General features: G+C 63.9%; 30 protein-coding genes. 17 read left to right on the top strand and 13 right to left on the bottom strand.

Annotated features, from left to right (window positions below; genetic code table 11):
* The first annotated feature begins 19 nt into the window (after positions 1-19).
* From rng to tldD, 4 genes are all read left to right on the top strand, one after another.
* A complete protein-coding gene (gene rng / locus AAHK21_RS08670) occupies positions 20-1,477 on the top strand; it encodes a ribonuclease G (protein WP_046856978.1) in 1,458 nt (485 codons plus the stop codon).
* Positions 1,478-1,565: 88 nt separating this feature from the next.
* Positions 1,566-5,375 carry a YhdP family protein gene (locus AAHK21_RS08665; RefSeq protein ID WP_367857011.1) on the top strand — a complete coding sequence of 1,270 codons (3,810 nt, stop codon included), beginning with the start codon at positions 1,566-1,568 and terminating at the stop codon, positions 5,373-5,375.
* Between the two features lie 13 nt (positions 5,376-5,388).
* Positions 5,389-6,240 (top strand): carbon-nitrogen hydrolase family protein, encoded by an 852-nt coding sequence (locus AAHK21_RS08660; RefSeq protein WP_367857010.1) that lies wholly within the window; start codon positions 5,389-5,391, stop codon positions 6,238-6,240.
* Positions 6,241-6,242: 2 nt separating this feature from the next.
* Positions 6,243-7,682, top strand: coding sequence for a metalloprotease TldD (tldD, locus tag AAHK21_RS08655; RefSeq protein WP_367857009.1), 1,440 nt, complete (start codon positions 6,243-6,245; stop codon positions 7,680-7,682).
* Between the two features lie 80 nt (positions 7,683-7,762).
* On the opposite strand, the gene yjgA is transcribed toward tldD, so the two are convergent.
* A complete protein-coding gene (gene yjgA, locus AAHK21_RS08650) occupies positions 7,763-8,284 on the bottom strand; it encodes a ribosome biogenesis factor YjgA (RefSeq protein WP_023632090.1) in 522 nt (173 codons plus the stop codon).
* Between the two features lie 109 nt (positions 8,285-8,393).
* On the opposite strand from yjgA, the gene pmbA reads away from it, so the two are divergent.
* The 6 genes from pmbA (at position 8,394) to AAHK21_RS08620 (ending at position 13,723) form a co-directional block, all read left to right on the top strand.
* On the top strand, positions 8,394-9,740 hold the full coding sequence (gene pmbA, locus AAHK21_RS08645; protein ID WP_367857008.1) for a metalloprotease PmbA: 1,347 nt from the start codon (positions 8,394-8,396) through the stop codon (positions 9,738-9,740).
* A 207-nt stretch (positions 9,741-9,947) separates the two neighbouring features.
* Positions 9,948-10,349: a hypothetical protein gene (locus AAHK21_RS08640; protein ID WP_046856974.1), complete on the top strand. Its 402-nt coding sequence runs from the start codon at positions 9,948-9,950 to the stop codon at positions 10,347-10,349.
* Complete coding sequence (locus AAHK21_RS08635) at positions 10,342-11,718, top strand: lyase family protein (RefSeq protein ID WP_046856973.1); 1,377 nt, start codon at positions 10,342-10,344, stop codon at positions 11,716-11,718. The genes AAHK21_RS08640 and AAHK21_RS08635 overlap by 8 nt, the downstream gene beginning before the upstream one ends.
* A 25-nt stretch (positions 11,719-11,743) precedes the next feature.
* Complete coding sequence (locus AAHK21_RS08630; protein ID WP_046856972.1) at positions 11,744-12,205, top strand: DUF2753 family protein; 462 nt, start codon at positions 11,744-11,746, stop codon at positions 12,203-12,205.
* A gap of 1 nt (position 12,206) precedes the next feature.
* Complete coding sequence (locus tag AAHK21_RS08625) at positions 12,207-12,818, top strand: superoxide dismutase (RefSeq protein WP_367857006.1); 612 nt, start codon at positions 12,207-12,209, stop codon at positions 12,816-12,818.
* Between the two features lie 11 nt (positions 12,819-12,829).
* Entirely contained in the window at positions 12,830-13,723 is an 894-nt protein-coding gene (locus AAHK21_RS08620) for a ZIP family metal transporter (protein WP_367858971.1), read from the top strand.
* 48 nt (positions 13,724-13,771) lie between these two features.
* On the opposite strand, the gene AAHK21_RS08615 is transcribed toward AAHK21_RS08620, so the two are convergent.
* The 12 genes from AAHK21_RS08615 to AAHK21_RS08560 form a co-directional block, all read right to left on the bottom strand.
* Positions 13,772-14,092 (bottom strand): helix-turn-helix domain-containing protein, encoded by a 321-nt coding sequence (locus AAHK21_RS08615; protein WP_050704093.1) that lies wholly within the window; start codon positions 14,090-14,092, stop codon positions 13,772-13,774.
* Positions 14,089-14,457, bottom strand: a complete 369-nt coding sequence (locus AAHK21_RS08610; protein ID WP_102682715.1) for a type II toxin-antitoxin system RelE/ParE family toxin — start codon at positions 14,455-14,457, stop codon at positions 14,089-14,091. The genes AAHK21_RS08615 and AAHK21_RS08610 overlap by 4 nt, the downstream gene beginning before the upstream one ends.
* A gap of 98 nt (positions 14,458-14,555) precedes the next feature.
* Complete coding sequence (locus AAHK21_RS08605; protein ID WP_102682716.1) at positions 14,556-14,828, bottom strand: HPr family phosphocarrier protein; 273 nt, start codon at positions 14,826-14,828, stop codon at positions 14,556-14,558.
* Positions 14,829-14,847: 19 nt separating this feature from the next.
* Positions 14,848-15,702 (bottom strand): RNase adapter RapZ, encoded by an 855-nt coding sequence (gene rapZ / locus AAHK21_RS08600; RefSeq protein ID WP_023629088.1) that lies wholly within the window; start codon positions 15,700-15,702, stop codon positions 14,848-14,850.
* Positions 15,703-15,704: 2 nt separating this feature from the next.
* Positions 15,705-16,169 (bottom strand): PTS IIA-like nitrogen regulatory protein PtsN, encoded by a 465-nt coding sequence (gene ptsN / locus AAHK21_RS08595; protein ID WP_046856969.1) that lies wholly within the window; start codon positions 16,167-16,169, stop codon positions 15,705-15,707.
* A 12-nt stretch (positions 16,170-16,181) separates the two neighbouring features.
* On the bottom strand, positions 16,182-16,490 hold the full coding sequence (gene raiA, locus AAHK21_RS08590) for a ribosome-associated translation inhibitor RaiA (protein WP_023629086.1): 309 nt from the start codon (positions 16,488-16,490) through the stop codon (positions 16,182-16,184).
* Between the two features lie 78 nt (positions 16,491-16,568).
* Complete coding sequence (locus tag AAHK21_RS08585) at positions 16,569-18,065, bottom strand: RNA polymerase factor sigma-54 (protein ID WP_367857004.1); 1,497 nt, start codon at positions 18,063-18,065, stop codon at positions 16,569-16,571.
* Between the two features lie 174 nt (positions 18,066-18,239).
* Positions 18,240-18,965 carry an LPS export ABC transporter ATP-binding protein gene (gene lptB / locus AAHK21_RS08580; RefSeq protein WP_023629084.1) on the bottom strand — a complete coding sequence of 242 codons (726 nt, stop codon included), beginning with the start codon at positions 18,963-18,965 and terminating at the stop codon, positions 18,240-18,242.
* The gene (gene lptA / locus AAHK21_RS08575; protein ID WP_023629083.1) at positions 18,966-19,490 is read right to left on the bottom strand and encodes a lipopolysaccharide transport periplasmic protein LptA; all 525 of its coding nucleotides are present in this window, start codon (positions 19,488-19,490) and stop codon (positions 18,966-18,968) included. It abuts the gene before it with no gap.
* Positions 19,477-20,049 (bottom strand): LPS export ABC transporter periplasmic protein LptC, encoded by a 573-nt coding sequence (gene lptC / locus AAHK21_RS08570; RefSeq protein WP_046856968.1) that lies wholly within the window; start codon positions 20,047-20,049, stop codon positions 19,477-19,479. The genes lptA and lptC overlap by 14 nt, the downstream gene beginning before the upstream one ends.
* Positions 20,050-20,057: 8 nt before the next feature.
* The gene (locus tag AAHK21_RS08565; RefSeq protein ID WP_160291260.1) at positions 20,058-20,582 is read right to left on the bottom strand and encodes an HAD family hydrolase; all 525 of its coding nucleotides are present in this window, start codon (positions 20,580-20,582) and stop codon (positions 20,058-20,060) included.
* Positions 20,583-21,557, bottom strand: coding sequence for a KpsF/GutQ family sugar-phosphate isomerase (locus AAHK21_RS08560; RefSeq protein ID WP_217868486.1), 975 nt, complete (start codon positions 21,555-21,557; stop codon positions 20,583-20,585).
* Positions 21,558-21,802: 245 nt separating this feature from the next.
* Between AAHK21_RS08560 and AAHK21_RS08555 the strand changes: the two genes are divergently transcribed.
* The 7 genes from AAHK21_RS08555 (at position 21,803) to murA (ending at position 26,503) form a co-directional block, all read left to right on the top strand.
* On the top strand, positions 21,803-22,612 hold the full coding sequence (locus AAHK21_RS08555; RefSeq protein ID WP_023630420.1) for an ATP-binding cassette domain-containing protein: 810 nt from the start codon (positions 21,803-21,805) through the stop codon (positions 22,610-22,612).
* A complete protein-coding gene (mlaE, locus tag AAHK21_RS08550) occupies positions 22,612-23,409 on the top strand; it encodes a lipid asymmetry maintenance ABC transporter permease subunit MlaE (protein WP_031315029.1) in 798 nt (265 codons plus the stop codon). The genes AAHK21_RS08555 and mlaE overlap by 1 nt, the downstream gene beginning before the upstream one ends.
* Positions 23,409-23,894: an outer membrane lipid asymmetry maintenance protein MlaD gene (mlaD, locus tag AAHK21_RS08545; protein ID WP_046856966.1), complete on the top strand. Its 486-nt coding sequence runs from the start codon at positions 23,409-23,411 to the stop codon at positions 23,892-23,894. The genes mlaE and mlaD overlap by 1 nt, the downstream gene beginning before the upstream one ends.
* A gap of 9 nt (positions 23,895-23,903) precedes the next feature.
* Positions 23,904-24,557 carry a phospholipid-binding protein MlaC gene (locus AAHK21_RS08540; RefSeq protein WP_046856965.1) on the top strand — a complete coding sequence of 218 codons (654 nt, stop codon included), beginning with the start codon at positions 23,904-23,906 and terminating at the stop codon, positions 24,555-24,557.
* Positions 24,554-24,856: a lipid asymmetry maintenance protein MlaB gene (locus tag AAHK21_RS08535; protein WP_367857003.1), complete on the top strand. Its 303-nt coding sequence runs from the start codon at positions 24,554-24,556 to the stop codon at positions 24,854-24,856. The genes AAHK21_RS08540 and AAHK21_RS08535 overlap by 4 nt, the downstream gene beginning before the upstream one ends.
* A 118-nt stretch (positions 24,857-24,974) precedes the next feature.
* Positions 24,975-25,214 carry a BolA family protein gene (locus tag AAHK21_RS08530; RefSeq protein ID WP_023630425.1) on the top strand — a complete coding sequence of 80 codons (240 nt, stop codon included), beginning with the start codon at positions 24,975-24,977 and terminating at the stop codon, positions 25,212-25,214.
* 23 nt (positions 25,215-25,237) lie between these two features.
* On the top strand, positions 25,238-26,503 hold the full coding sequence (murA, locus tag AAHK21_RS08525) for a UDP-N-acetylglucosamine 1-carboxyvinyltransferase (RefSeq protein WP_046856963.1): 1,266 nt from the start codon (positions 25,238-25,240) through the stop codon (positions 26,501-26,503).
* The last annotated feature ends 44 nt before the right edge of the window (positions 26,504-26,547 follow it).

The following is a 26,547-nucleotide window of genomic DNA, read 5'->3' as shown; positions in this document are numbered from 1 at the left end:
CCACTGACGAGAGCGCGCCATGAGTGAAGAGATCCTGATCAACATCACCCCGATGGAATCACGCGTGGCGGTGGTGGAGAACGGAGTCCTGCAGGAGGTACATGTAGAGCGCACCCAGCGCCGTGGCATCGTCGGCAACATCTACAAAGGCAAGGTAGTGCGGGTATTGCCGGGCATGCAGGCGGCATTCGTCGATATCGGCCTGGAGCGGGCGGCGTTCATCCATGCCTCGGAGATCTCCCAGCGCGAAGGCTCGGCCGTGGAGACCATCACCGCGCTGGTCCACGAAGGCCAGGCACTGGTGGTCCAGGTCACCAAGGATCCCATCGGCAGCAAGGGCGCACGCCTGACTACCCAGCTGTCGATTCCGTCGCGTTACCTGGTGTACATGCCGCGCAGCAGCCATGTCGGCATCTCGCTCAAGATCGAGGAAGAAGCCGAGCGCGATCGCCTCAAGCAGGTGGTCACCGACTGCATGGCCCAGGAAGACATGAAGGATGCCGGGGGGTTCATCCTGCGCACCGCCGCAGAGGGCGCTCGCGCAGAGGATATCCTCCAGGACATCCGCTACCTGCGCCGCCTGTGGGAGCAGATCGGCTCGCAGATCAAGACCTGCGGAGCGCCCGTGGTGATCTACGAGGACCTCGGCCTGGCGCTGCGGACCTTGCGCGACCTGGTCAACCCCAAGATCGAGAAGATCCGCATCGACTCGCGGGAAACCTTCCAGAAGACCACCCAGTTCGTGGCCGAATTGATGCCGGAGATCGCCGATCGCCTGGAGCACTACCCTGGCGAGCGGCCGATCTTCGACCTGTATGGGGTGGAGGACGAAATCCAGCGCGCCCTGGAGCGCAAGGTGCCGCTCAAGTCCGGCGGCTACCTGGTGGTTGACCCGGCGGAGGCAATGACCACCATCGACGTCAACACCGGTGCGTTCGTCGGCCATCGCAACCTCGAAGAGACCATCTTCAAGACCAACCTCGAGGCGGCCACCGCGATTGCCCGGCAACTGCGCCTGCGCAACATCGGCGGGATCATCATCATCGACTTCATCGACATGGAGGACGAGGAGCACCAGCGCCAGGTCCTGCGTACCCTGGAGAAGCAGCTCGAGCGTGATCATGCCAAGACCAACATCATCGGCATCACCGAGCTGGGCCTGGTGCAGATGACCCGCAAGCGTACCCGCGAAAGCCTCGAGCAGGTGCTCTGTGAGCCCTGTGCGGCGTGCCAGGGCCGCGGCAAGCTGAAGACCCCCGAGACGATCTGTTACGAAATTTTCCGCGAGATCCTTCGTGAAGCCCGTGCTTACCAGGCCGAGGGCTATCGCGTGCTGGCCAACCAGAAGGTGGTGGATCGGTTGCTCGATGAAGAATCGGGCAACGTCGCCGAACTTGAAGCGTTCATCGGGCGAACCATCCGCTTTCAGGTGGAGTCCATGTATTCCCAGGAACAATACGATGTGGTGCTGCTCTGACCCGTTCTAACAGCGGTCGCCCCATGGACGGGCTGGCAAAGCGCTATACACCGGCCATAGTTAAGGGACGACTTGGAGGGCCTCGGCCATGGAACGTCTGACCCGCGTTCTGAGCGCCTTGACCCGCTGGGGGCTGGTTATCTGCGCCCTGCTGGCGGTGCTGGTGGCGCTGTATGTCAGCCTCGGTCGGCAACTGGTGCCTCTGGTCGCCGAATACCGTGCAGACGCCGAACTCAAGGCCGAACAGGCCTTGGGCATGCCCGTGCACGTCGGGGCGCTCGAGGGGCGCTGGAGTGGCTTGGCGCCGGTACTGCGTGTACGTGACCTGCAACTGGGCGAAGGCGCCTCGGCGCTGCGCCTGGACGACGTCAAGCTGGTGCCTGACCTGTGGGCCAGTCTCAAGGCGCGCGAAGTGCGCCTGGCGCGCATCCAGCTCAGTGGGCTGCAATTGATCCTGCGCGAGAACGAGCAGGGCGACTGGGCTCTGGAAGGCCTGCCGCACAAGGATGATGCGCCGCTGGATCCTGCGGATGCGCTCAAGCGTCTGCGCCAACTCGGTCGAATCGATGCCTTCGACAGCCAGGTCACCTTGCATCCCTGGCAACGAGACCCCCTGACCCTCACCTACGTAAGCCTTGGCTTGCAGGCAGGCGCCTCGCGCCAGAGCCTCGACCTGCGTGCCACGCTGCCCGACGGCCAGCCCCTGGCCTTGAGCCTGAACAGCCGCGCCACGGCCAAGGCCTGGCGCGACGGGCGCGTGCAGGCTTACCTGAGCCTGCCGCAAAGCGACTGGGCACGCTGGCTGCCGCCGCAGTTGCTGGGCCAGTGGCAGGCCGGCGCGCTGCGCGCTGGTGGTGAGCTGTGGATCGACTGGCAGCAAGGGCAGTTGCAGCAGGCGATGGTTCGCCTCAATGCCCCGCAGCTCAAGGGCGCCTACACCGGGCGCAAGGCCATCACCGTGGACAATCTGGCCCTGTCGGCCTGGTTCCAGCGCCGGGACCAGGGCTTCGACGTCGCCGTCGACTCGCTGGCCATGAGCCTTGGCAAGAACCGTTGGGAGTCGCACCTGCAATTGGCACAGCGTCCGGGCCAGAACCCGGCCGAGGAAAGCTGGCAGGTGCAGGCGGACCGCCTCGACCTGACCCCGCTGACGCCCTTGATCGACGCCCTGGCGCCATTGCCGGACAAGCTGATGATCGTGGTCGATGCGCTCAAGGTCACCGGCGCCCTGCGCAACGTGCGCCTGGACATCCGACCCAAGGCCGAAGGCGACCAACGGCTGCAGTTCGCCGCCAACCTGGAGAAGGTCGGCTTCGATGCCTATCACGGCGCGCCGGCGGCGGGCAATGTCTCCGGGGCGATCAGCGGTGACCTTGGGCACGGCGAGCTGCGCCTGGATACCCAGGCGTTCATGCTGCACCTGTACCCGATCTTCGGCAAACCCTGGCATTACCCGAAAGCCAATGCCCGCCTGACCTGGACCCTGGACAAAGAGGCCTTCACCCTGGTCGCCCCCTACATCAAGGTACTGGGCGACGAAGGCAAGATCGCGGCGGACTTCCTTATTCGCATCCACCTGCAGCCGGGCCATGAAGACTACATGGACCTGCGCGTCGGCCTTACCGAAGGCGACGGGCGCTACACCGCCAAGTACCTGCCCGAGGTGCTCAGCCCCGCCCTGGACGAATGGCTGCGCAGCGCCATCGTCAAGGGCAATGTCGACGAGGGCTACTTCCAGTACCAGGGGTCGCTGCATCACAATGCGCCGCCCCATGCCCGCGATATCAGCCTGTTCTTCAAGGTGCATGACGCCGCGCTGGATTTCCAGCCAGGCTGGCCGCAGGTGCAGCAGGTCGATGGCAATGTGTATATCGAAGACACTGGTGTGCGCATCCAGGCCCATCATGGGCTGCTGCTGGACACCAAGGTCAGTGATGTCAGCGTCGACATTCCCCATGTCGAAGGCGACCAGCACAGCCACCTGATCCTCGACGGTGATTTCGACGGCAGCCTCGGCGATGGCCTGAAGATCCTCAAGGAAGCGCCCATCGGCACGGGGGAGATCTTCGCCGGTTGGGAAGGCGAGGGGCCGCTCAAGGGCAAGGTCAAGCTCGACGTACCCCTGGCCCACGGGCAGCGGCCCAAGGTGCTGGTGAACTTCGCGACCGCGGACGCTACCTTGAAAGTGGCGCCACCGGCCCTGGAACTGAGCCAGCTGAAGGGCGACTTCAGCTTCGACCTCGACAAGGGCCTGAGCGGCAAGGACATCAGCCTGCACGCCTTTGGCAAGCCGGTCAGCGCGCAGATCAGCGCCGAAGGGCAGGGTGGGCAGATCCAGACCCGGATCAATGCCAATGGCCAGGTCGGCCTCAAGGCCCTGACCGACTGGTTGCAGTTCACGCAGCCGCTGCCAGCCTCAGGTGAGCTGCCCTATCAGTTGCAAGTGACACTGGGCAGCCGCGACAACCGCTTGACCGTCAATTCGTCGCTCAAGGGCCTGGCCATCGATCTGCCGGCGCCTTTTGGCAAGGCCGCCGCAGAGACCCGTGATAGCCGCTTCGGCCTGACCCTGCAGGGCCCGGAACGGCGCATCGATGGCAGCTATGCGGACCTGGCCCGCTTCGCTTATGCCGCGCCGGCCGACAAGCTGGGCCAAGGGCGTGGCGAGCTGTTGCTGGGCACGGGCGAGGCCAGCTTGCCGTCTGGCCAGGGCCTGCGGGTGCGTGGCCGGCTGGAGACGCTGGACCTGGCCCCCTGGCAGCAACAGATGGAGCGCCTGGCCGGCAAGGATCCGGGCGGCAGTGCCCGGCAGAACCTGCAGAGCGTTGACCTCAGCATCGGCCAGCTCAAGGCGTTCGGCCTGGACCTCAACCAGGCGGTGATCCGCCTGATGCGTGGTGGTCCGGCCTGGGACCTGCGCCTGGACAGCCAGGAAGTCATCGGCAATGCGCGCATTCCCGATGCCAAGGCCACGCCCATGACCGTCCGCCTGCAGAGCCTGCGCCTGCCGCCAGCCGATCCGAATGAGGCCCAGGTCGAGAACGCGCCGGATCCATTGGCCGGGTTCGACCCGCGCAAGGCGCCGCCGCTGGACCTGACCATCGACAAGCTGTACCGCGGCGACGACCTGTTCGGCAGCGCCACCCTGAAGCTGCGCCAGACCCCCCGGGGCATGGCCATGAGCGATATCGACCTGGACCTCAAGGGGCTGCATATCGACGGCAGCGGTGGCTGGGAAGGCGAGCCCGGCAGCACGTCCAGCTGGTACAAAGGCCGCGTGGACGGCAAGGACCTGGGGAATGTGCTCAAGGCCTGGGGTTTTGCCCCCACCGTCACCAGCCGCGACTTCCGCATGGACGTGGATGGCCGCTGGCCGGGCTCGCCGGCCTGGGTCAGCCTCAACCGGTACTCCGGCAGCCTCGACGCGGCGCTGCGCAGTGGCCAGTTTGTCGAGGTCGAGGGCAGCGCCCAGGCCTTGCGGGTGTTCGGGCTGCTCAACTTCAACTCCATTGGCCGGCGCCTGCGCCTGGACTTCTCCGACCTGTTCAGCAAGGGCCTGGCCTACGATCGGGTCAAAGGCTTGCTGGTGGCCAGCGAAGGGGTCTATGTGACGCGAGAGCCGATCACCGTCACCGGCCCGTCGAGCAATTTCGAACTCGACGGCACCATGGACTTCGTCCGTGATCGGGTCGACGCCAAGCTGCTGGTGACGTTGCCGGTCACCAACAACCTGCCATTGGCCGCCTTGATTGTCGGCGCGCCGGCGGTCGGGGGCGCGCTGTTCCTCGTCGATCGCCTGATCGGTGACCGGGTGGCGCGGTTCGCCAGTGTGCACTATCGCGTCGAAGGTCCGGTCAAAGAGCCTAAAATCACCTTTGTGAAACCTTTCGACAAATAATCCCGGGGTGGTCATGACGTCAGCAGTGATCCAGATGGTCAGCCAGGACGATGTGCTGGCCAACCTGCAACGTGCCACGGCGCTGCTCGAGCAGGCCGCCGCCGGAGGCGCGCGCCTGGCGGTGCTGCCGGAAAACTTCGCTGCCATGGGCCGTCGCGACGCCGCCGCCATCGGCAGGGCAGAGGCGCTGGGCGAGGGGCCGATCCTGCCATGGTTGAAACGCACCGCCCGCGACCTCAGGTTATGGATAGTCGCAGGTACCCTGCCGCTGCCGCCGGTCGGCCAGCCGGAGGCCAAGGCCCATGCCTGCTCGTTGCTGGTCGACGAGCACGGCGAGCTCGCCGCTCGCTACGACAAGCTGCACCTGTTCGATGTGGACGTGGCCGACAACCGTGGCCGCTACCGCGAGTCGGACGATTATGCCCACGGCAGCCGGGTGGTGGTGGCCGACACACCGGTGGGCCGCCTGGGCCTGTCGGTGTGCTACGACCTGCGCTTCCCCGAGCTGTACAGCGCCTTGCGCGCCGCCGGGGCCGAATTGATCAGCGCGCCAGCGGCGTTCACCGCGGTGACCGGCGCTGCGCACTGGGAAGTGCTGATTCGCGCACGGGCCATCGAGACCCAGTGCTATGTACTGGCGGCCGCCCAGGGCGGCCTGCATCCGGGGCCGCGGGAAACCCACGGCCAGGCGGCGATCGTCGACCCCTGGGGGCGGATCGTCGCACAACAGGCGCGGGGCGAGGCGGTGTTGCTCGCCACGCGCGATATCGAAGAACAGGCGTCCATCCGGGCGCGCATGCCGGTAACAACGCACCGGCGCTTTTTCTCGCAGGACGCCTTGCGGCCTGCGCATACCTCGGAGTGACTATGAGCCAGATGTTATCCACCGTCAGTGAGCAGCTCCTGGCCCCGGGCGGGTTGACCCTCGACAGCCTGCAGACGGTGCTGGGCGAGTTGGCCGGTCCCGGCATCGATGCCGCCGACCTGTATTTCCAGGGCCAGATCTCGGAAACCTGGGCACTGGAGGACGGCATCGTCAAAGAGGGCAGCTTCAACCTCGACCAGGGCGTGGGCGTGCGTGCCCAGTCCGGCGAGAAGACTGGCTTTGCCTACAGCAATGCGATCAACCTCGAAGCCCTGACGTCGGCGGCGCGCGCCGCCCGCTCGATCTCCCGCGCCGGGCAGAACGGCACTGTGCAAGCCTTCCGCAGTCAGGACGTGACCGCCCTGTACGCGCCTGACAACCCCCTGGATGTACTGACCCGCGCCGAGAAGGTCGAGCTGCTCAAGCGCGTCGATGCCGCCACCCGTGCCCTCGATCCGCGCATCCAGCAGGTCAGCGTGAGCATGGCCGGGGTGTGGGAGCGCATCCTGGTGGCCGCCGCCGATGGCAGCCTGGCCGCCGACGTGCGTCCGCTGGTGCGCTTCAACGTCAGCGTGATCGTCGAGCACAACGGACGTCGCGAACGTGGTGGGCAGGGCGGCGGTGGGCGCACCGACTATCGCTATTTCAGTGAAGAGCGGGTGATGGGCTACGCCCGTGAGGCGCTGCGCCAGGCGCTGGTCAACCTCGAGGCGATTCCCGCTCCGGCCGGCACGCTGCCGGTGGTGCTCGGCCCGGGTTGGTCCGGCGTGCTGCTGCACGAGGCGGTCGGCCACGGCCTGGAAGGCGACTTCAACCGCAAGGGCAGCTCGGCGTTCAGTGGTCGTATCGGTGAAAAGGTGGCTTCGAGCCTGTGCACCATTGTCGACGACGGTACCCTCGAAGGCCGTCGCGGCTCGCTCAGCGTCGATGACGAAGGCACGCCGACCGAGTGCACCACGCTGATCGAGAACGGCATCCTCAAGGGCTACATGCAGGACAAGCTCAATGCTCGCCTGATGGGCATGGCGGTGACTGGCAACGGCCGGCGCGAATCCTACGCGCACCTGCCGATGCCGCGCATGACCAACACCTACATGCGTGCTGGCGACAGCGATCCCGAGGAAATCATCCGGTCGGTGAAGAAGGGCATCTACTGCGCCAACCTTGGCGGTGGCCAGGTGGACATCACCAGCGGCAAGTTCGTGTTCTCCACCAGCGAGGCCTATCTGATCGAGGACGGCAAGATCACCGCGCCAGTAAAAGGCGCGACCTTGATCGGCAATGGTCCGGAAGCGATGCGCGGTGTGTCGATGGTCGGTAACGACCTGGCGCTGGACAGCGGCGTGGGGACATGCGGCAAGGATGGGCAGTCGGTGCCGGTCGGGGTAGGGCAGCCGACCCTGAAGCTGGACGCGATTACCGTGGGCGGTACCGGCGCTTGATGACAGATCGCGGGGCAAGTCGCATCGGCGCACCGCCGCTCCCACGCAGGTCGTGGGAGCGAGCTTGCCCCGCGAGGACGTTAACGCAACCCGCGCTGGGTTTCGTCGAGGTCGCGGATGTACTTGAACACTTTACGCGCAGCGGCAGGCGGCTTGTTCCGTGCCTTTTCATGCTGGGCATGACGGATCAGCGAGCGCAGGTGCTGGCGATCGGTGTCGGGGAACTCGTTGACGAAGCGCTCGAGGTCTTCGTCGTTACCGTCGATCAGGCGATCGCGCCAGCGCTCGAGGCCGTGGAAGCGCTCGTTGTACTGGCGGCTGGAGCTGTCGATCTGCTCGAGCACGGCATGGATGGCGTCCAGGTCCTGCACGCGCATCAGCTTGCCGACGAACGACATGTGGCGTTTGCGGGCGCCGTGGGCAGTGTGCTTGCTGGCTTCGTCCAGCGCCTTGCGCAGCTCGTCGGTCAGCGGCAGGCGGGCCAGGGTGTCGGCCTTGAGGGTGGTGAGGCGTTCACCGAGTTCGACCAGCGCATGCAGCTCGCGCTTGATCTGGGTTTTGCTTTTTTCGCCATCGAAGGCGTCGTCGTAAGAATCAACCATGGGGGCCGTCCGCAAGAAATCGCCGCCATGATAACCAGTCGGGGGCCGCTTGTCCGGCCCGGTCGTAGAATGACCCAAGCCGTACGCAGAATTTTCAGTGGAGAAAACCATGAGTGCAGTCCAGAGCGTAGGCCCCAAGGACCTGCCGGCGTTGCAGGAGCAGGTCGAGGCGATCGTCGCCGAGGCGCGCCGCCAGGGCGCCAGCGCCTGCGAAGTGGCGGTGTCGTTGGAGCAAGGCCTGTCCACCACGGTGCGCCAGCGCGAAGTCGAGACGGTCGAGTTCAATCGCGACCAGGGGTTCGGCATCACTCTTTACGTAGGTCAGCGCAAGGGTTCGGCCAGCACTTCGGCCAGCGGCCCTGAGGCGATCCGCGAGACGGTCGCCGCCGCGCTGGCAATCGCGAAACATACCTCCGAGGACACCTGCTCGGGGCTGGCCGATGCCGCGTTGATGGCCCGTGAGATCCCCGACCTGGACCTCTACCATGATTGGGACATCGAGCCGGAGAAAGCCATCGAGATGGCGCTGGCCTGCGAGGCGGCGGCGTTCGATGCCGACAAGCGCATCAGCAACGCCGACGGCACCACGCTCAATACCCATCAGGGTGTGCGGGTGTACGGCAACAGCCATGGTTTTATCGGTGGTTATGCATCCACTCGCCACAGCCTGAGCTGCGTGATGATCGCCGAAGCCGATGGGCAGATGCAGCGTGACTACTGGTACGATGTCAATCGCCAGGGCCAGCTGCTGGCCGACCCGCGTAGCATCGGCCTGCGTGCCGCGCAGCGCGCGGCAAGCCGCCTGGGTGCCCGTCCGGTACCCACCTGCGAGGTGCCGGTGCTGTTCTCGGCCGAGCTCGCCGGCGGCCTGTTCGGCAGCTTCCTGTCGGCCATTTCCGGCGGCAACCTGTACCGCAAGTCGTCGTTCCTCGAGGGTACCCTTGGTCAGCGCCTGTTCCCCACCTGGCTGACCCTCGACGAGCGGCCACACATCCCGCGTGCGCTGGGCAGTGCGGCGTTCGATGGCGATGGCCTGGCCACCTACGCCAAGCCGTTCGTCGACAAAGGCGAGCTGGTGTCGTACATCCTGGGCACCTATTCGGGGCGCAAGCTGGGTTTGCCGAGCACCGCCAACTCAGGTGGCGTGCACAATCTGTTCGTCACCCACGGCGTCGAGGACCAGGCCGCACTGATCCGGCGCATGGGCCGTGGCCTGCTGGTAACCGAGCTGATGGGCCATGGGCTGAACATGGTGACCGGCGACTACTCGCGGGGTGCGGCGGGCTTCTGGGTGGAAAACGGCGAGATCCAGCACGCCGTGCAAGAAGTGACCATTGCCAGCAACATGAAGGACATGTTCCAGCAGATCGTCGCAATTGGCAGCGATATCGAGACGCGTAGCAATATCCACAGCGGCTCGGTGCTGATCGAGCGCATGACGGTGGCGGGCAGCTGATCGGCGCTCTGTAGGGATAGAGCGTGGGAGCGGGTTTGCCCCGCGATTGGCCATTGCAGCTATCGCGGGGCAAGCCCGCTCCCACGCATCAGTATTTTTGGTGACGAACAACCCGGCCATCGCGCCGGGTTTATTTTGCCTATCGTCTAGCTTGAACTGATTCTATTTATCACTTAATAATGAATATCATTATCCAGTAACCCGGCGATGATGTTCATGAAAACCGTCCTCCACGAACTGCCCTACCTGGAAAACTGGCGCTGGCTCAGCCGGCGCATCCGTTGCGCGCTGGAACCCGACGAACCACGCCTGATCGAGCACTACCTCGCCGAAGGCCGCTATCTGGTGTGCTGCACCGAGACCTCGCCGTGGACGGTGGCCTTGACCGCCTTGCGTCTGCTGCTCGATACCGCCAACGATCGTATGTTGCCCTGGCACTGGCGCTGCCTGTGCCTGGACCAGGCCTGGCGCCCGCTGCTCGACCTGCGCAATCTCGACCGCCTCGAACAGAACCAGCGTTGGCAGCCCTACGCGATGCAGCTCGCCAATTGCGTGCTGCTGCCGTCGATTTCTCCCGAAGAACTGATGCAAGGACTTGAAGATGAGTGATACCCGTATCGAGCGCGACAGCATGGGTGAACTGCAGGTGCCGGCCCAGGCCCTGTACGGTGCCCAGACCCAGCGCGCGGTCGACAACTTCCCGGTCAGCGGCAAGCCGATGCCGGCCCAGTTCATCCGTGCCTTGCTGCTGGCCAAAGCCGCTGCGGCCAAGGCCAACGTCGAGCTGGAACAGCTCAGCGCAGGGCAGGGCGCGGCCATCGTCAAGGCGGTGGAACAGCTGCTGGCCGAGGATTTCATCCAGCACTTCCCGGTGGACGTGTTCCAGACCGGCTCCGGCACCAGCTCGAACATGAACGCCAACGAGGTCATCGCGACCCTGGCCAGCCATGTGCTGGGCGAGCCGGTCAATGCCAATGACCACGTCAACTGTGGCCAGAGCAGCAACGACATCATCCCCACCACCATTCACGTCAGCGCCGCCCTGGCCCTGCACGAACAGCTGCTGCCGGCCTTGCGCCACCTCACCCAGGTGATCGAGGCCAAGGCAGTCGAGGTGCACAAGCATGTGAAGACTGGCCGTACCCATTTGATGGACGCGATGCCAGTACGCATGAGCCAGGTGCTCGGTGGCTGGGCAGCCCAGATCAAGGGTGCCCAGGCGCATATCGAAGCCACGTTGCCGAGCCTGCAAGCGCTGGCCCAGGGCGGCACGGCCGTGGGCACCGGGATCAATGCCCACCCACAGTTCGCCGCAGGCTTTGCCCGCCAGTTGAGTGGCCTGACCCAGGTCGAGTTCACCCCCGGCGAGAACCTGTTTGCCCTGATCGGCTCCCAGGACACCGCGGTGGCGCTGTCGGGCCAGCTCAAGACGGCTGCCGTGGCGCTGATGAAGATCGCCAACGACCTGCGCTGGATGAACTCCGGCCCGCTCGCCGGCCTTGGTGAAATCGAGCTGCAAGGCCTGCAACCAGGCTCTTCGATCATGCCGGGCAAGGTCAACCCGGTGATCCCGGAGGCCACCGCGATGGTCGCCGCCCAGGTGATCGGCAACGACGCGACCATCGCCGTGGCCGGCCAGTCGGGCAACTTCGAGCTCAACGTGATGTTGCCGGTAATTGCCCGCAACCTGCTGGAGAGCATCGAGCTGATGGCCAACGTCAGCCGTTTGCTGGCCGACAAGGCGATTGCCAGCTTCAAGGTCAACGAGGCCAAGCTCAAGGAGGCGCTGTCGCGCAACCCGATCCTGGTCACCGCGCTGAATCCGATCATCGGCTACCTGAAGGCCGCCGAGATCGCCAAGACCGCCTACAAGCAAGGGCGTCCGATCATCGATGTGGCGCTGGAGCACACCGACCTGTCGCGTGATCAGCTCGAAGCGTTGCTGGACCCGGAAAAACTCACCGCTGGCGGCATCTGAACCCGGGCCGCCCAGGAGGCACGTCATGCAGCATTGGAAACGCACCACCCAAGATGCAAACCGCCTGTTCGAGCAGGGCGAGCTGGTCGACGCCCGGGAGCACTACCTGCAAGCACTGGCCTTGGCCCAGGTGCTGTTCGAGCGCTGGCATGACGTCGACGAGGCGGTGGCCGCACTGGTCATCGCCCACCACAACCTGGCCGACCTGCACCTGCGCCTGAACCAGCCGCACGAAAGCGCCGACTACCTGTGCGCGGCGCACCAGCGGCTGCTCCAGGCCAGCCAGGATCCGCGCCTGCCCCAGGCCCTGCGCGACGCGGCCTTGCGCCACAGCGGGCGCACCTACACCGAACTGCTGAGTTTCATCGCCGAGTACGGCCAATACCCGCGTACCGAGCGCCTGCTGAACCGCCAGGCGCCCGCAGCCAGCGAACTGGTCGCGCACGCGGACATCACGGATCGCAAACCTGCCTACGGAATCCATTGATATGCCACATACCTTGCCTGCGTTGCCCTACGCCTACGATGCGCTGGAACCGCACATCGACACCCAGACCATGGAGATCCACCACAGCAAGCACCATCAGGCCTACATCAACAACCTCAACGCCGCCATCGAGGGCACCGAATGGGCCGAATGGCCGGTGGAGCGACTGGTGGGCGCGGTCAAGCAACTGCCCGAGAAACTGCAAGGGGCGGTGGTCAACCAGGGCGGCGGCCATGCCAACCACACGTTGTTCTGGACCGTCATGTCGCCCAAGGGCGGTGGCCAACCCGAGGGTCAGGTAGCCAAGGCCATTGACCAGCAGCTCGGTGGGTTCGAGGCGTTCAAGGAGGCCTTTACCAAGGCCGCGCTGACCCGGTTCGGCAGTGGCTGGGCCTGGCTCAGCGTGACCCCGCAGAAAACGCTGGTGGTGGAGAGCAGCGGTAACCAGGACAGCCCGCTGATGCACGGCAACACGCCGATCCTCGGCTTGGATGTCTGGGAGCACGCCTATTACCTGAAGTACCAGAACCGCCGTCCTGAGTACATTGGCGCCTTCTACAACGTGGTCGACTGGACCGAAGTGGAACGCCGCTACCTTGAAGTCCTGAAGTGAGTCTGACCGGTATGCGCTCCGAGGTGATGTCTGTCAGCAGTGTGCGCCTGTTCCGCCTGGCGCTTGGGACCGTGCTGTTGCTGGTTGGCACCGCATTGCTGGTGTCGCGTGGCATCGCCTGGCTGGACCTGGAACCGCGCATGTTGCGAGCCCTGGAGGGCGGAGCACTGTGCGCATTGGGGACGGCCTTGGGCGCAGTGCCGGTGCTGGTAATCCGCAACATGCCAGTGGCCGTGGCCGACACCTTGCTCGGTTTTGGTGCCGGGGTGATGTTGGCGGCCACCGCGTTCTCGCTGATCATTCCCGGGCTGGATGCGGCCCAGGCCATCGGCTTCAGCCCATGGGGCGCCGGTGGTGTGATCAGCAGCGGCCTGTTGTTCGGCGCGTTGTGCCTGTTCTTGGTCGACCTCAAGGTCTCCGGCGCTTCGCCGGAGGCTCTGGTCGGCAGTGAGCAGCAACCGGTAATCGCTGCGCGGATCTGGCTGTTCGTCATTGCCATCATTGCCCACAACATCCCCGAGGGCATGGCCATCGGGGTTTCCGCCGGTGGCGGGATGGCTGATGCCGATAGCCTGGCCATGGGCATTGCGCTGCAGGATGTGCCGGAGGGCTTGGTGATCGCGCTGGTGCTGGCAGGGGCGGGCATGCCGCGTTTCAAGGCGTTCCTGATCGGTGCGGCATCGGGGCTGGTCGAGCCGCTGGCCGCGGTGATCTGTGCCTGGCTGGTGAACATCGCCGAACTGTTGCTGCCGCTGGGCCTGGCCTGCGCGGCGGGAGCGATGCTGCTGGTGGTGACCCAGGAGATCATTCCGGAGTCACGCAGCAACGGGCATCACCGCCTGGCGAGCCTGGGGTTGTGTGTCGGGTTCTGTCTGATGATGGTGATGGACACGGCGATGTCGTGAAAAGCGCAGGATGAGCCGAGTTTCTCGTTTGCCGGCTTTGAGTGCTGTTCAGGCGAAAATGACTTCAACCCGTCCTTGAGGTCGTGACCGCGGCGCGGCCTTGACTACGATCTGCACGTCACGGCCAAGGCGTGCAAGACAATCGATCATCTTGCTTTCGCTGATACCACGGAATTTGCCGCGAATCATTTCCGAGACTTTAGGTTGGGGCAGGCCAAGGATCTGTGCGGCTTGCATCTGGGTCAGATGACGGGCCTTGATGATGCTGCAGATCTTGCTCGCCAGGCGTGCCTTGACCAGCATCTCGTCCGCATCAGGGTAGTTGAGGTCCGCGTAGACATTGCCGCTGCCTTGTTCGATTTCGCTCATGTCTGGATTCCTTCTGAGTGGGCCTGTGCAAGCTTCAATCGATTGCGCACCAGTGCGATGTCTGTTTGGGGCGTCTTGATGCCCGCCGTGGACTTCTTCTGGAAGCAGTGCAAGACATACACCGCAACGCCGAGACGTACGGTGTAGACCGCACGATAGGTGTTGCCGTCATGGTCTTCCACGACCTCAAGAACGCCAGCGCCTGAAAAGCCTCGGAGGACTTTCGACTGTAGGTGCCTGCCTCCTGTTTGAGCCAGATGCAGAGCGAAGCCGACGGTTTGCTGGACGCCCTCGGGTAGGCACTGCAGGTCCTTTTTGCTGCTTCCGACCCAGTACAGCGGTTTGGGTTGCCTGTCCTGCTCCATGAATTCACCTGTCGAATCTATACCTATATGGGTATAAACGCAATGTGGTGAGTCTGCATCCTGACAATTGGAAGAGGATGTTGCGGAAGGGGAAAGCGTTACTCGCCTTCGTCGAAGAAGTTGTTGATCAAGCCGACCAGCGCATCCATGGCTTCACCGTCCTGCTCGCCCTCGGTGAGCAGGTGCACCTGAGTGCCCTTGCCGGCGGCGAGCATCATCACCGCCATGATGCTCTTGCCGTCCACCAGCTTGTCCGGCGCGCGCCCGACCCGTACCTGGCAGGGGAAACGCCCGGCCACGCCGACGAACTTGGCGGCCGCCCGCGCATGCAGGCCCAGCTTGTTGATGATGGTGATTTCGCGGGCGGGCATCGTGGGGCGGATCCTGTGGCTAGAGGTCGCGGTGGCGGACCTGGACGTTTTTCAGGGATTGCTGGAGCAGTTGGCCAAGCCGTTCGGTAATGTACACCGAGCGGTGGTGGCCGCCGGTACAGCCGATGGCGATGGTGACGTAGGCACGGTTGCTGGCGGCGAAGCGCGGCAGCCATTTGAGCAGGTAGCTGGAAATGTCCTGGAACATCTCTTCGACGTCCGGCTGCGCGGCCAGGTAGTCGATCACCGGCTGTTCGAGGCCGGAATGTTCGCGAAGTTCCGGCTTCCAGTACGGATTGGGCAGGCAGCGCACGTCGAACACCAGGTCGGCGTCCACCGGCATGCCACGCTTGAAACCGAATGACTCGACGAGAAACGCAGTGCCGGGCTCGGGCTGGTTGAGCAGGCGCAGCTTGATCGAGTCACGCAACTGGTACAGGTTCAGGTTGGTGGTGTCGATCTTCAGGTCGGCAAGGTCGGCAATCGGCCCCAGCAGCTCGCTCTCCACCCGGATTGCCTCAGCCAGCGAACGGCTGTCGTTGGTCAGCGGGTGGCGGCGGCGGGTTTCCGAGAAGCGCTTGAGCAGCGTGTCTTCGTCGGCATCCAGATACAGCACGTCGCACTGGATATGCCGGGAACGTGCCTCCTCCAGCAACTGCGGGAAGCGTGACAGATGGCTGGGCAGGTTGCGTGCATCGATCGAAACCGCAACCTTGGGCTGCAGCAGCTCGGTATTGATCAAGGCGTTTTCAGCCAGCTGCGGCAACAGCCCGGCGGGCAGGTTGTCGATGCAGTAGTAGCCGTTGTCTTCCAGCACGTCGAGGGCGGTGCTCTTACCGGAGCCGGAGCGACCGCTGACGATGATCAGGCGCATGTTCAGTGCTCGTTCTGTACGTCCAGGACGACCTGGTAGAGGGTCTCGCTGCTGTCGGCGGCACGCAGGCGATCGCGGACCTCCTTGCGATCGAGCATGCTGGCGATCTGGCGCAGCAGTTCAAGGTGGGCGTCGGTGGCGGCCTCCGGGACCAGCAGGACAAACAGCAGGTCGACCGGTGCGCCATCGATGGCATCGTAATCGATGGGGGCATCCAGGTGCAGCAGGGCGCTGACAGGCGCGCTGCAACCTGCCAGGCGGCAGTGGGGAATGGCGATGCCATTGCCAAAACCGGTGGAGCCCAGTTTTTCGCGAGCCCACAGGCTGTCGAAGACGTCTTGCATCTCCAGCTCGGGTACTTGCTCGGCGATCAGGTTGGCGACCTTTTCCAGGGCGCGCTTCTTACTGCCGCCCGGCACGTTCACGAGGGAACGGCCGGGGGTCAGGATGGTTTCAAGTCGGATCATGGATGAGGGGGATCAGCGGGCGGCTGCGCCTTGCAGCAGGCTTTGCTGTTTTTCCTTGTGTTTTTTCAGTTGGCGGTCGAGCTTGTCGGCCAGGGCATCGATGGCTGCATACATGTCTTGGTGTTCGGCGTTGGCAACCACCTCACCGCCGGGAATCTGGAGCGTGGCTTCGATCTTCTGCTGAAGCTTCTCGACTTTCATGATCACCGTCACGTTGGTGATCTTGTCGAAATGACCCTCCACCCGGGCGAGCTTCTCGAGCACGTAATCGCGCAGTGGTTGGGTGACTTCTACATGCTGTCCACTGATGTTGACTTGCATACAGCTTCTCCTTTGTTGCCCGTGCATAAAGAGGCAGGTGTTGCACCTGCCACTGAAACGCTGTGGCACATCCGGGGGCTACATCAGCCGCTTGCGCTCGCTCGAGGGGGCAATCCCCAACGACTCGCGATACTTGGCGACGGTGCGACGGGCTACCTGGATGCCTTGTGCCTCCAGTAAACCAGCGATCTTGCTGTCACTCAATGGCTTTTTCTGATTTTCCGCAGCCACCAGTTTCTTGATGATCGCGCGGATTGCCGTGGACGAGCATTCGCCGCCTTCGGCGGTGCTCACGTGGCTCGAGAAAAAGTATTTCAGTTCGTAGATGCCGCGCGGGGTGTGCATGTATTTCTGCGTGGTCACCCGGGAAATGGTCGATTCGTGCATGCCCACCGCCTCGGCGATGTCATGCAGGACCAGCGGCTTCATGGCCTCGTCGCCATGGTCGAGGAAGCCACGCTGGTGTTCGACGATCTGCGTCGCCACTTTCATCAGCGTCTCGTTGCGGCTCTGCAGGCTCTTGATGAACCAGCGCGCTTCCTGCAACTGGTTGCGCATGAAGGTGTTGTCGGCGCTGGTGTCGGCGCGCCGGACGAAGCCGGCGTACTGCGGATTGACGCGCAGCTTCGGCACTGCTTCCTGGTTGAGCTCGACCAGCCAGCGCTCGCTGTCCTTGCGCACGATGACGTCGGGCACGACGTACTCGGGTTCACTGGACTCGATCTGCGAGCCTGGGCGCGGGTTGAGGCTCTGCACCAGTTCGATGATCTGGCGCAGCTCGTCTTCCTTGAGCTTCATCCGACGCATCAGCTGGCTGTAGTCGCGGCTGCCGAGCAGGTCGATGAAGTCGGTGACCAGGCGCTGTGCCTCGCTCATCCAGGGTGTCGAGGCCGGCAGCTGGCGCAGTTGCAGCAGCAGGCATTCGCCGAGGGTGCGGGCGCCAATGCCGGCAGGCTCGAACTGCTGGATGCGGTGCAGTACCGCCTCGACCTCGTCCAGTTCGATGTCCAGCTCCGGGTCAAAACCGGCGCAGATTTCTTCGAGGGTGTCTTCGAGGTAGCCCTGGGCGTTGATGCTGTCGATCAGGGTGACGGCGATCACGCGGTCGGTGTCGGACATCGGCGCCAGGTTGAGCTGCCACAGCAGGTGGCTTTGCAGGCTCTCGCCCACCGATGTGCGAGTGGTGAAGTCCCATTCGTCGTCATCGTTGCTGGGCAGGCTGCTGGCGCTGGTCTGGTAGATGTCTTCCCAGGCGGTGTCGACCGGCAATTCGTTGGGGATCCGCTCGGCCCACTCGCCGTCCTCGAGGTTTTCCGTGGTGCTGCTGGAGGTTTCCTGGAAACTGTTGTCCTGGGCTTCGGCGACCGGCTTGTTCTCGGCGTTGTCCGCCATCGGGTCGCTGTTGTCGAAGTCCTCGCCGTCTTCCTGACGTTCGAGCATCGGGTTGGACTCCAGCGCTTCCTGGATTTCCTGCTGGAGGTCCAGGGTGGAGAGCTGAAGCAGGCGGATGGCCTGTTGCAACTGAGGTGTCATCGTCAGTTGCTGGCCCATTTTTAGGACGAGCGATGGTTTCATGGCTGGGGCTTAATACCTTGTTGCCGGCGCGCATGCGCCATCCACTACACGTAGGGCGCTTGGGCGCCGACTTTAAGCAAGTTATATGCCTGAAATTGCAGCGTTTGCCTAGAGCACTGTAACAACTTAAGCCCCGATCAGGCGCATTCGCCAGTGCTCCGGGCAGGCCTGCGGTCAGAGTCGGAACTCGTGCCCCAGGTAAACTTCCTTGACCAGCTGGTTGGCCAGGATGGTCTCGGCATCGCCTTCGGCGATCAGCTGGCCATCGTTGACGATGTAGGCCGTCTCGCAGATGTCCAGGGTCTCGCGAACGTTGTGGTCGGTGATCAGTACGCCGATGCCCTTGTTCTTGAGGTGGTGGATGATCTGCTTGATGTCGCCGACGGAAATCGGGTCGACACCGGCGAACGGTTCGTCCAGCAGGATGAACTTGGGTGCGGTGGCCAGGGCGCGGGCGATCTCGACCCGGCGACGCTCACCACCGGACAGGCTCATGCCCAGGTTGTCGCGGATGTGGCTGATGTGGAATTCCTGCAGCAGGCTTTCCAGCTCCTTGCGCCGGCCTTCGCGGTCGAGGTCCTTGCGGGTCTCGAGGATGGCCATGATGTTGTCGGCCACCGACAGCTTGCGGAAGATCGAGGCTTCCTGCGGCAGGTAGCCGATACCGGCCTGGGCGCGCCCGTGCATCGGCTGGTGGCTGACGTCGAGGCTGTCGATCAGCACACGGCCCTGGTCGGCCTGGACCAGGCCGACGATCATGTAGAAACAGGTGGTCTTGCCGGCGCCGTTGGGGCCGAGCAGGCCGACGATCTGGCCGCTGTCGATGGACAGGCTGACGTCGCGCACGACTTGCCTGCCCTTGTAGCTCTTGGCCAGGTGCTGGGCTTTGAGGGTTGCCATTTACTCGGCCTTTTTCTTCGGTTGAATGACCATGTCGATACGCTGACGCGGTGCAGTCACGTTGCCACCACGCCCGGCGGTAGCCACCTGGGTCTTGGTGTTGTAGACGATCTTCTCGCCTTCGGTGGTGTTGCCTTCGTTCTCGACCTTGGCGCGGTCGGTGAGGATCACCACGTCTTTCTGCGCCTGGTACTGGATGGTCACGGCCCAGCCTTTCATCTTGTCGGGCTTGGCGGCGCTCTGCTGCTGCTCGAAGTAGGCCAGGTTGCCCACCGAGGTGACCACGTCGATATCGCCGTTGGCGGCGCGGGTCATGGTCACGGTGTTGCCTTTGATCATCATCGAACCCTGGGTGATGATCACATCGCCTGTGTAGGTGGCGACGCCCTGCTTGTCGTCCAGGTGGGCGTTGTCCGCCTGGATGCGGATCGGCTGGTCACGGTCGTTCGGCAGGGCGAAGGCGCTCGCGCTTCCCAGTGCTACGCCCAGGCTGAGCAGAAGGGGGATGGTTTTAACGAGCCTCATACTGTCCTCTTACGTTAGAGAGCAGGTCCATCCTGCCTTCTTTCAAATACGCTTTCATTCCTTTGCCCGTAGTCGTGCCACCGGCGCCGTCGATTCTAACGGCTTGCTCGGTCTGCGCATATTGCTTCTGCGGGAACACGGTCATGCGTGTGCTGGTGATGATGGTTTCGCGTTGCTTCTCGTCGGTGCGCGCCACGCGCACTTCGTCGATCAGCTCCACCTCGGTGCCGTCCGGGTTGACCTCGGCGCGCTTGCTCTGCACATGCCAGGGGTACTCGGTGCCACGGTACATGTGCAGGTCGGGGGTGGTCACCAGGGTGACCTCGCTGGCCTTGAGGTGCTCGACCTTGGCGGCGGTCATCTCGTACTGCAGCTTGCCGTCGGGCAGGAACTGCAGGCTGTGGGCGTTGATCGCGTAGTAGTCGATGGCGCTCTGGTCGACCTGGGCCTGGGGTTGCTCGAGGAAGCTTTCCGGGCTGATGTTCCAATAGCCTACCGCAACCAGCACGGCGGCGATCCCGCCTAGCAGCGCGACATTTCTGATCTTCTTGCTGAGCATGGGCAGCCTTACAGGTAATGGGCGTTGGCAGCGTCCAGGGTGCCCTGGGCCTGCATGATCAGTTCACAGAATTCGCGGGCGGCGCCTTCGCCGCCGCGGGCCTGGGTAACGCCGTGGGCGTGCTGGCGAACGAAGGCCGCGGCATTCTGCACCGCCATGCCCAGGCCGACACGGCGGATCACCGGCAGGTCGGGCAGATCGTCGCCGAGGTAGGCGACCTGTTCATAGCTTAGATTGAGTTCGGCGAGCAGGCCGTCCAGCACCACCAGTTTGTCCTCGCGGCCCTGGAACAGGTGCGGGATACCTAGGTTCTTGGCCCGGCGCTCGACCACGGGGGTCTTGCGCCCGCTGATGATTGCGGTGGTCACGCCCGAGGCCATGAGCATCTTGATGCCGTGGCCGTCGAGGGTGTTGAAGGTCTTGAACTCGCTGCCGTCCTCGAGGAAGTACAGGCGGCCATCGGTGAGCACACCGTCGACGTCGAACACCGCCAGCTTGATGGCCTTGGCGCGTTGCATCAGGTCCTGGTTCATTTACATCACTCCGGCGCGCAGCAGGTCGTGCATGTTCAGGGCGCCGGTCGGGCGGTCGTCCTGGTCGACAACCACCAGCGCGCTGATCTTGTGGTCTTCCATGATTTTCAGTGCCTCGGCGGCGAGCATCTCGGCGCGGGCGGTCTTGCCGTGCACGGTCATGACTTCGTCGATGAGCGTCTTGTGCACGTCGATGTTGCGGTCCAGGCTGCGGCGCAGGTCACCGTCGGTGAAGACTCCGGCCAGCTTGCCGTCGTTACCCAGCACAACGGTCATGCCCAAACCTTTGCGAGACATTTCAAGCAGCGCGTCCTTGAGCAGAGTGCCGCTCTTTACCACGGGCAGCTCTTCGCCGGCATGCATGACGTTCTCGACCTTCAGCAGCAGGCGACGGCCCAGCGCGCCGCCCGGGTGGGAGAAGGCGAAGTCTTCGGCGGTGAAGCCACGAGCCTCCAGCAGGGCAATGGCCAGGGCGTCGCCCAGCGCCAGCGCCGCGGTGGTGGAAGAGGTCGGTGCCAGGTTGAGCGGGCAGGCTTCCTGGGCGACGCTGGCGTCGAGGTTGACCTCGGCGGCCTGGGCCAGGGGCGAGTCTGGTTTGCCGGTGAGGCTGATCATCTGGATGCCCAGGCGCTTGATCAAAGGCAGCAGGGTGACGATCTCGGCGGTGCTGCCGGAGTTGGACAGGGCAAGAATGACATCGTCACGGGTGATCATGCCCATGTCGCCATGGCTGGCCTCGGCCGGGTGCACGAAGAACGCCGGGGTGCCGGTGCTGGCCAGGGTGGCGGCGATCTTGTTGCCGATGTGCCCCGACTTGCCCATGCCTACCACCACGACCCGTCCCTTGCTGGCCAGGATCAGTTCGCAGGCCTTGACGAAGTCCCCGTCGATGCGGGCCAGCAGGGCCTCCACGGCCTCGAGTTCGAGGCGCAGGGTGCGCTGGGCGGATTGGATCAGCTCGCTGGATTGGGTCATGTCGAAACGCAATGCCTGATGAAAAGGCGGCGATTATAGCCGCAATGTGTGAAAGGCTCATCCTTCGAATGTCATATGGATGCCGCGCCTGCCTGTCTGCGCCCTGAACGAGTGGGGTGACGGCCTTGGGGCGGGCCTATCAGCGGTGCTATAGTTCGCCGCTATTCGGCCCGCCGGGGACCTGTGTGCCTTCAAGATGAAGGCAGGCGTCCACTATGACGAGGCTGCACTAGCAAGGAGTCTAGATGAGTGTGGATAGCGCCTACGCGGTCGAGTTGAAGGGCGTCACCTTCAAGCGCGGTTCGCGCAGCATTTTCAGCAACGTGGACATACGCATTCCCCGCGGCAAGGTCACCGGCATCATGGGGCCTTCGGGGTGCGGCAAGACCACCTTGCTGCGCCTGATGGGCGCACAGTTGCGCCCGGCCGGCGGCGAAGTCTGGGTCAATGGGCAGAACCTGCCCGCGCTGTCGCGGGGCGACCTGTTCGATGCGCGCAAGCAGATGGGCGTGCTGTTCCAGAGCGGTGCGCTGTTCACCGACCTGGATGTGTTCGAGAACGTGGCCTTCCCGCTGCGGGTGCATACGCAGCTGTCGGATGAGATGATCCGCGACATCGTGCTGATGAAACTGCAGGCCGTGGGTCTGCGCGGCGCCATCGACCTGATGCCCGACGAGCTGTCCGGTGGCATGAAGCGCCGTGTGGCGCTGGCCCGTGCGATCGCCCTGGACCCGCAGATCCTCATGTACGACGAGCCGTTCGTCGGCCAGGACCCGATCGCCATGGGCGTGCTGGTGCGCCTGATCCGCTTGCTCAACGATGCCCTGGGCATCACCAGCATCGTGGTGTCCCATGACCTGGCGGAAACCGCGAGCATTGCCGACTACATCTATGTGGTCGGCGATGGCCAGGTGCTGGGGCAGGGCACGCCGGACGAACTGATGGGCTCGGACAACCCGCGCATCCGCCAGTTCATGAAAGGCGACCCAGATGGCCCGGTACCCTTCCACTTCCCTGCGCCTGACTACCGCGCCGATCTGCTGGGGACGCGTTGATGCGCAGAAAATCCTTACTCGAACGTATCCGTCTGTTCGGCCGTTCGGCCATCGATGTGCTGGCCGTGCTGGGACGCTCGTGCCTGTTCCTCGGCCATTCGCTGGGCGGGCGCAGTGGTATCGGCGGCGGTTTCCAGCTGCTGGTCAAGCAACTGTATTCGGTGGGCGTGCTGTCGCTGGCGATCATCGTCGTGTCCGGCGTGTTCATCGGCATGGTGCTGGCCCTGCAGGGCTACAGCATTCTCAACAAGTACGGCTCGGAACAGGCGGTGGGGCAGATGGTCGCCCTGACCCTGCTGCGCGAGCTTGGGCCGGTGGTCACTGCCTTGCTGTTCGCCGGTCGCGCGGGTTCTGCGCTGACCGCCGAAATCGGCAACATGAAATCCACCGAGCAACTGTCGAGCCTGGAAATGATCGGCGTCGACCCGCTCAAGTACATCGTGGCGCCACGCCTGTGGGCCGGCTTCATTTCGCTGCCGCTGCTGGCGCTGATCTTCAGTGTGGTGGGCATCTGGGGCGGCTCGTGGGTTGCCGTGGACTGGCTGGGCGTCTACGAAGGCTCGTTCTGGGGCAACATGCAGAACAGCGTCTCTTTCAGCGACGACGTGCTCAACGGGCTGATCAAGAGCCTGGTGTTCGCCTTCGTCGTCACCTGGATCGCCGTATTCCAGGGGTACGACTGTGAGCCCACTTCAGAAGGGATCAGCCGTGCCACCACCAAGACCGTGGTCTATGCCTCGTTGGCAGTCCTGGGTCTGGACTTTATTCTGACCGCCTTGATGTTTGGAGATTTCTGATGCAAAACCGCACCCTGGAAATCGGTGTCGGCCTGTTCCTCCTGGCCGGGATCCTGGCGCTGCTGCTGCTGGCCCTGCGTGTCAGCGGGCTGTCGGCCAGCCCGAGCAGCGACACATATAAAGTTTATGCGTACTTCGACAATATCGCCGGTTTGACGGTCAGAGCTAAAGTGACCATGGCCGGTGTGACCATCGGCAAGGTCACGGCCATCGATCTGGACCGCGACTCGTATACCGGTCGGGTGACGCTGCAGCTGGACAAGCATGTCGACAACCTGCCGACCGACTCCACTGCCTCGATCCTGACCGCCGGCCTGCTGGGCGAGAAGTACATCGGCATCAGCGTGGGCGGCGAGGACGTGGTTCTCAAGGATGGCGGCACCATCCACGACACGCAGTCGGCGCTGGTGCTGGAAGATCTGATCGGCAAGTTCCTGCTCAACTCGGTGGGCAAGGAACCGAAAGAAGCTCAACCGGCTAATTAAGGAGTTTCCATGATTTCGATCCTGCGACGTGGCCTGCTGGTCCTGCTGGCGGCCTTCCCCCTGCTGGCCCTGGCAGCGCCTGGGCAGTCTGCCCGTGATGTGATCCAGGGCACCACCACCCAGTTGCTCAGCGACCTGAAGAGCAACAAGGAGCAGTACAAGGCCGACCCCAATGCGTTCTACAACGCGCTCAACGCCAACCTTGGCCCGGTGGTCGATGCCGACGGCATCTCCAAGAGCATCATGACGGTCAAGTATTCGCGCAAGGCCTCGCCCGAGCAGATGCAGCGCTTCCAGGAGAACTTCAAGCGCAGCCTGATGCAGTTCTATGGCAACGCCTTGCTGGAGTACAACAACCAGGGGATCACCGTCGATCCGGCCAAGGCCGAGGGTGACGATCGCACCAGCGTCGGCATGAAGATCACCGGCACCAACGGCGCGGTCTATCCGGTGCAGTACACCATGGTCAAGCTGGACGGCGAGTGGAAGGTGCGTAACGTCATCGTCAACGGCATCAACATCGGCAAGCTGTTCCGCGACCAGTTCCAGGATGCCATGCAGCGTAACGGCAACAACCTGGACAAGACCATCGACGGTTGGGCCGGTGAAGTGGCCAAGGCCAAGGAAACAGCCGACAGCTCGCCGGATAAGGAAGTCAAATGAGCGACGCCGCCGTGAGCATGGCCGCGCCGGGCGTTCTTGCCCTGGCCGGCGTGCTGGATTACCGCAGCGGCCCGGCCCTGCGCAAACAGGGCAAGGCGTTGATCGCCGCCAGTGGCGAGTCGCGCCTGGTGTTCGATTGCACCGCGGTGGTCAAATCGAGCAGCGTTGGCCTGTCGTTGCTGCTGGGGTTCATGCGCGATGCCCAGGCGGCAGGAAAAACCTGGGAGTTGCGCGGTATCCCCGAGAACATGCAGGAAATTGCCGGGGTCTACGACCTCGATGAGGTATTGGCGGGCTGATGCCCTGCCGTTCGGGAAAGGCCCCTCGGTCAGTGCGCCCCTTCATGGGCTTCGCAGGCGAGGGGCTTTTTTGTATGATGGCCGACCCGCGCGCGTTGGGCGCCGATCGAGGTTGAGCATGCAGGCCGTAGAAGTTAAAAGCTTTCTGGAAGAGAAATTGCCGGGAACCCAGGTCGAAGTTGAAGGCGAAGGCTGCAACTTCCAGTTGAACGTGATCAGCGACGAGCTGGCCGGCCAGAGCCCGGTCAAGCGTCAGCAGGCGATCTATGCTCACCTCAATCCGTGGATCGCCAACGGCAGCATTCACGCGGTAACCATGAAATTCTTCAGCAGCGCAGCCTGGGCTGAGCGCACCTGAGCCTACTTGGCGGCGAGATACGTATGGACAAACTGATTATCACTGGTGGCGCGCGTCTCGATGGCGAGATCCGCATTTCCGGCGCAAAGAACTCCGCCCTGCCGATCCTTTCGGCCACCCTGCTGTGCGATGGCCCGGTCACGGTCGGCAACCTGCCGCACCTGCACGACATCACCACCATGATCGAGCTGTTCGGCCGCATGGGCATCGAGCCTGTGATCGACGAAAAGCTCTCGGTGGAGATCGACCCGCGTACCATCAAGACCCTGGTCGCCCCCTACGAGCTGGTCAAGACCATGCGCGCCTCGATCCTGGTGCTCGGCCCCATGGTAGCCCGCTTCGGTGAGGCCGAAGTGGCCCTGCCGGGTGGCTGCGCCATCGGTTCGCGTCCGGTCGACCTGCACATTCGCGGCCTCGAGGCCATGGGCGCGAAGATCGACGTCGAAGGCGGCTACATCAAGGCCAAGGCCCCCGAAGGCGGCCTGCGCGGCGCGCATTTCTTCTTCGATACCGTCAGCGTCACCGGCACCGAGAACATCATGATGGCCGCCGCCCTGGCCAAGGGCCGCAGCGTGCTGCAGAACGCCGCCCGTGAGCCGGAGGTGGTCGACCTGGCCAACTTCCTGATCGCCATGGGTGCGAAGATCCAGGGCGCCGGTACCGACACCATCACCATCGATGGCGTCGAGCGCCTGCACTCGGCCAACTACCGTGTCATGCCCGACCGTATCGAGACCGGCACCTACCTGGTCGCCGCTGCCGTGACCGGTGGCCGCGTCAAGGTCAAGGATACCGACCCGACCATCCTCGAAGCTGTCCTCGAGAAGCTCAAGGAAGCCGGCGCCGACATCACCACCGGCGAAGACTGGATCGAGCTGGACATGCACGGCAAGCGGCCGAAGGCCGTTAACCTGCGTACCGCTCCGTACCCGGCATTCCCGACCGACATGCAGGCGCAGTTCATTTCGCTCAACGCCATCGCCGAAGGCACTGGCGCGGTGATCGAGACCATCTTCGAAAACCGCTTCATGCACGTGTATGAAATGCACCGCATGGGCGCGCAGATCCAGGTCGAGGGCAACACCGCCATCGTCACTGGCGTCAAGGCGCTCAAAGGTGCGCCGGTAATGGCCACCGACCTGCGTGCTTCCGCCAGCCTGGTGCTGTCGGCGCTGGTCGCCGAAGGCGACACCCTGATCGATCGCATCTACCACATCGACCGTGGCTACGAGTGCATCGAGGAGAAACTGCAGATGCTGGGCGCGAAAATCCGTCGCGTACCGGGCTAGCAGTCATCGTGGCGCAGGGACGCGCCAGCCGAATCGTATGCGGT

Origin of the sequence: Pseudomonas sp. TE50-2, from assembly GCF_040813665.1 — a bacterium.
Classification (GTDB): Bacteria; Pseudomonadota; Gammaproteobacteria; order Pseudomonadales; family Pseudomonadaceae; genus Aquipseudomonas; species Aquipseudomonas soli.
Note: the sequence above shows the minus strand (reverse complement) of the source record. Positions and strands in the feature narration are given on the sequence as shown.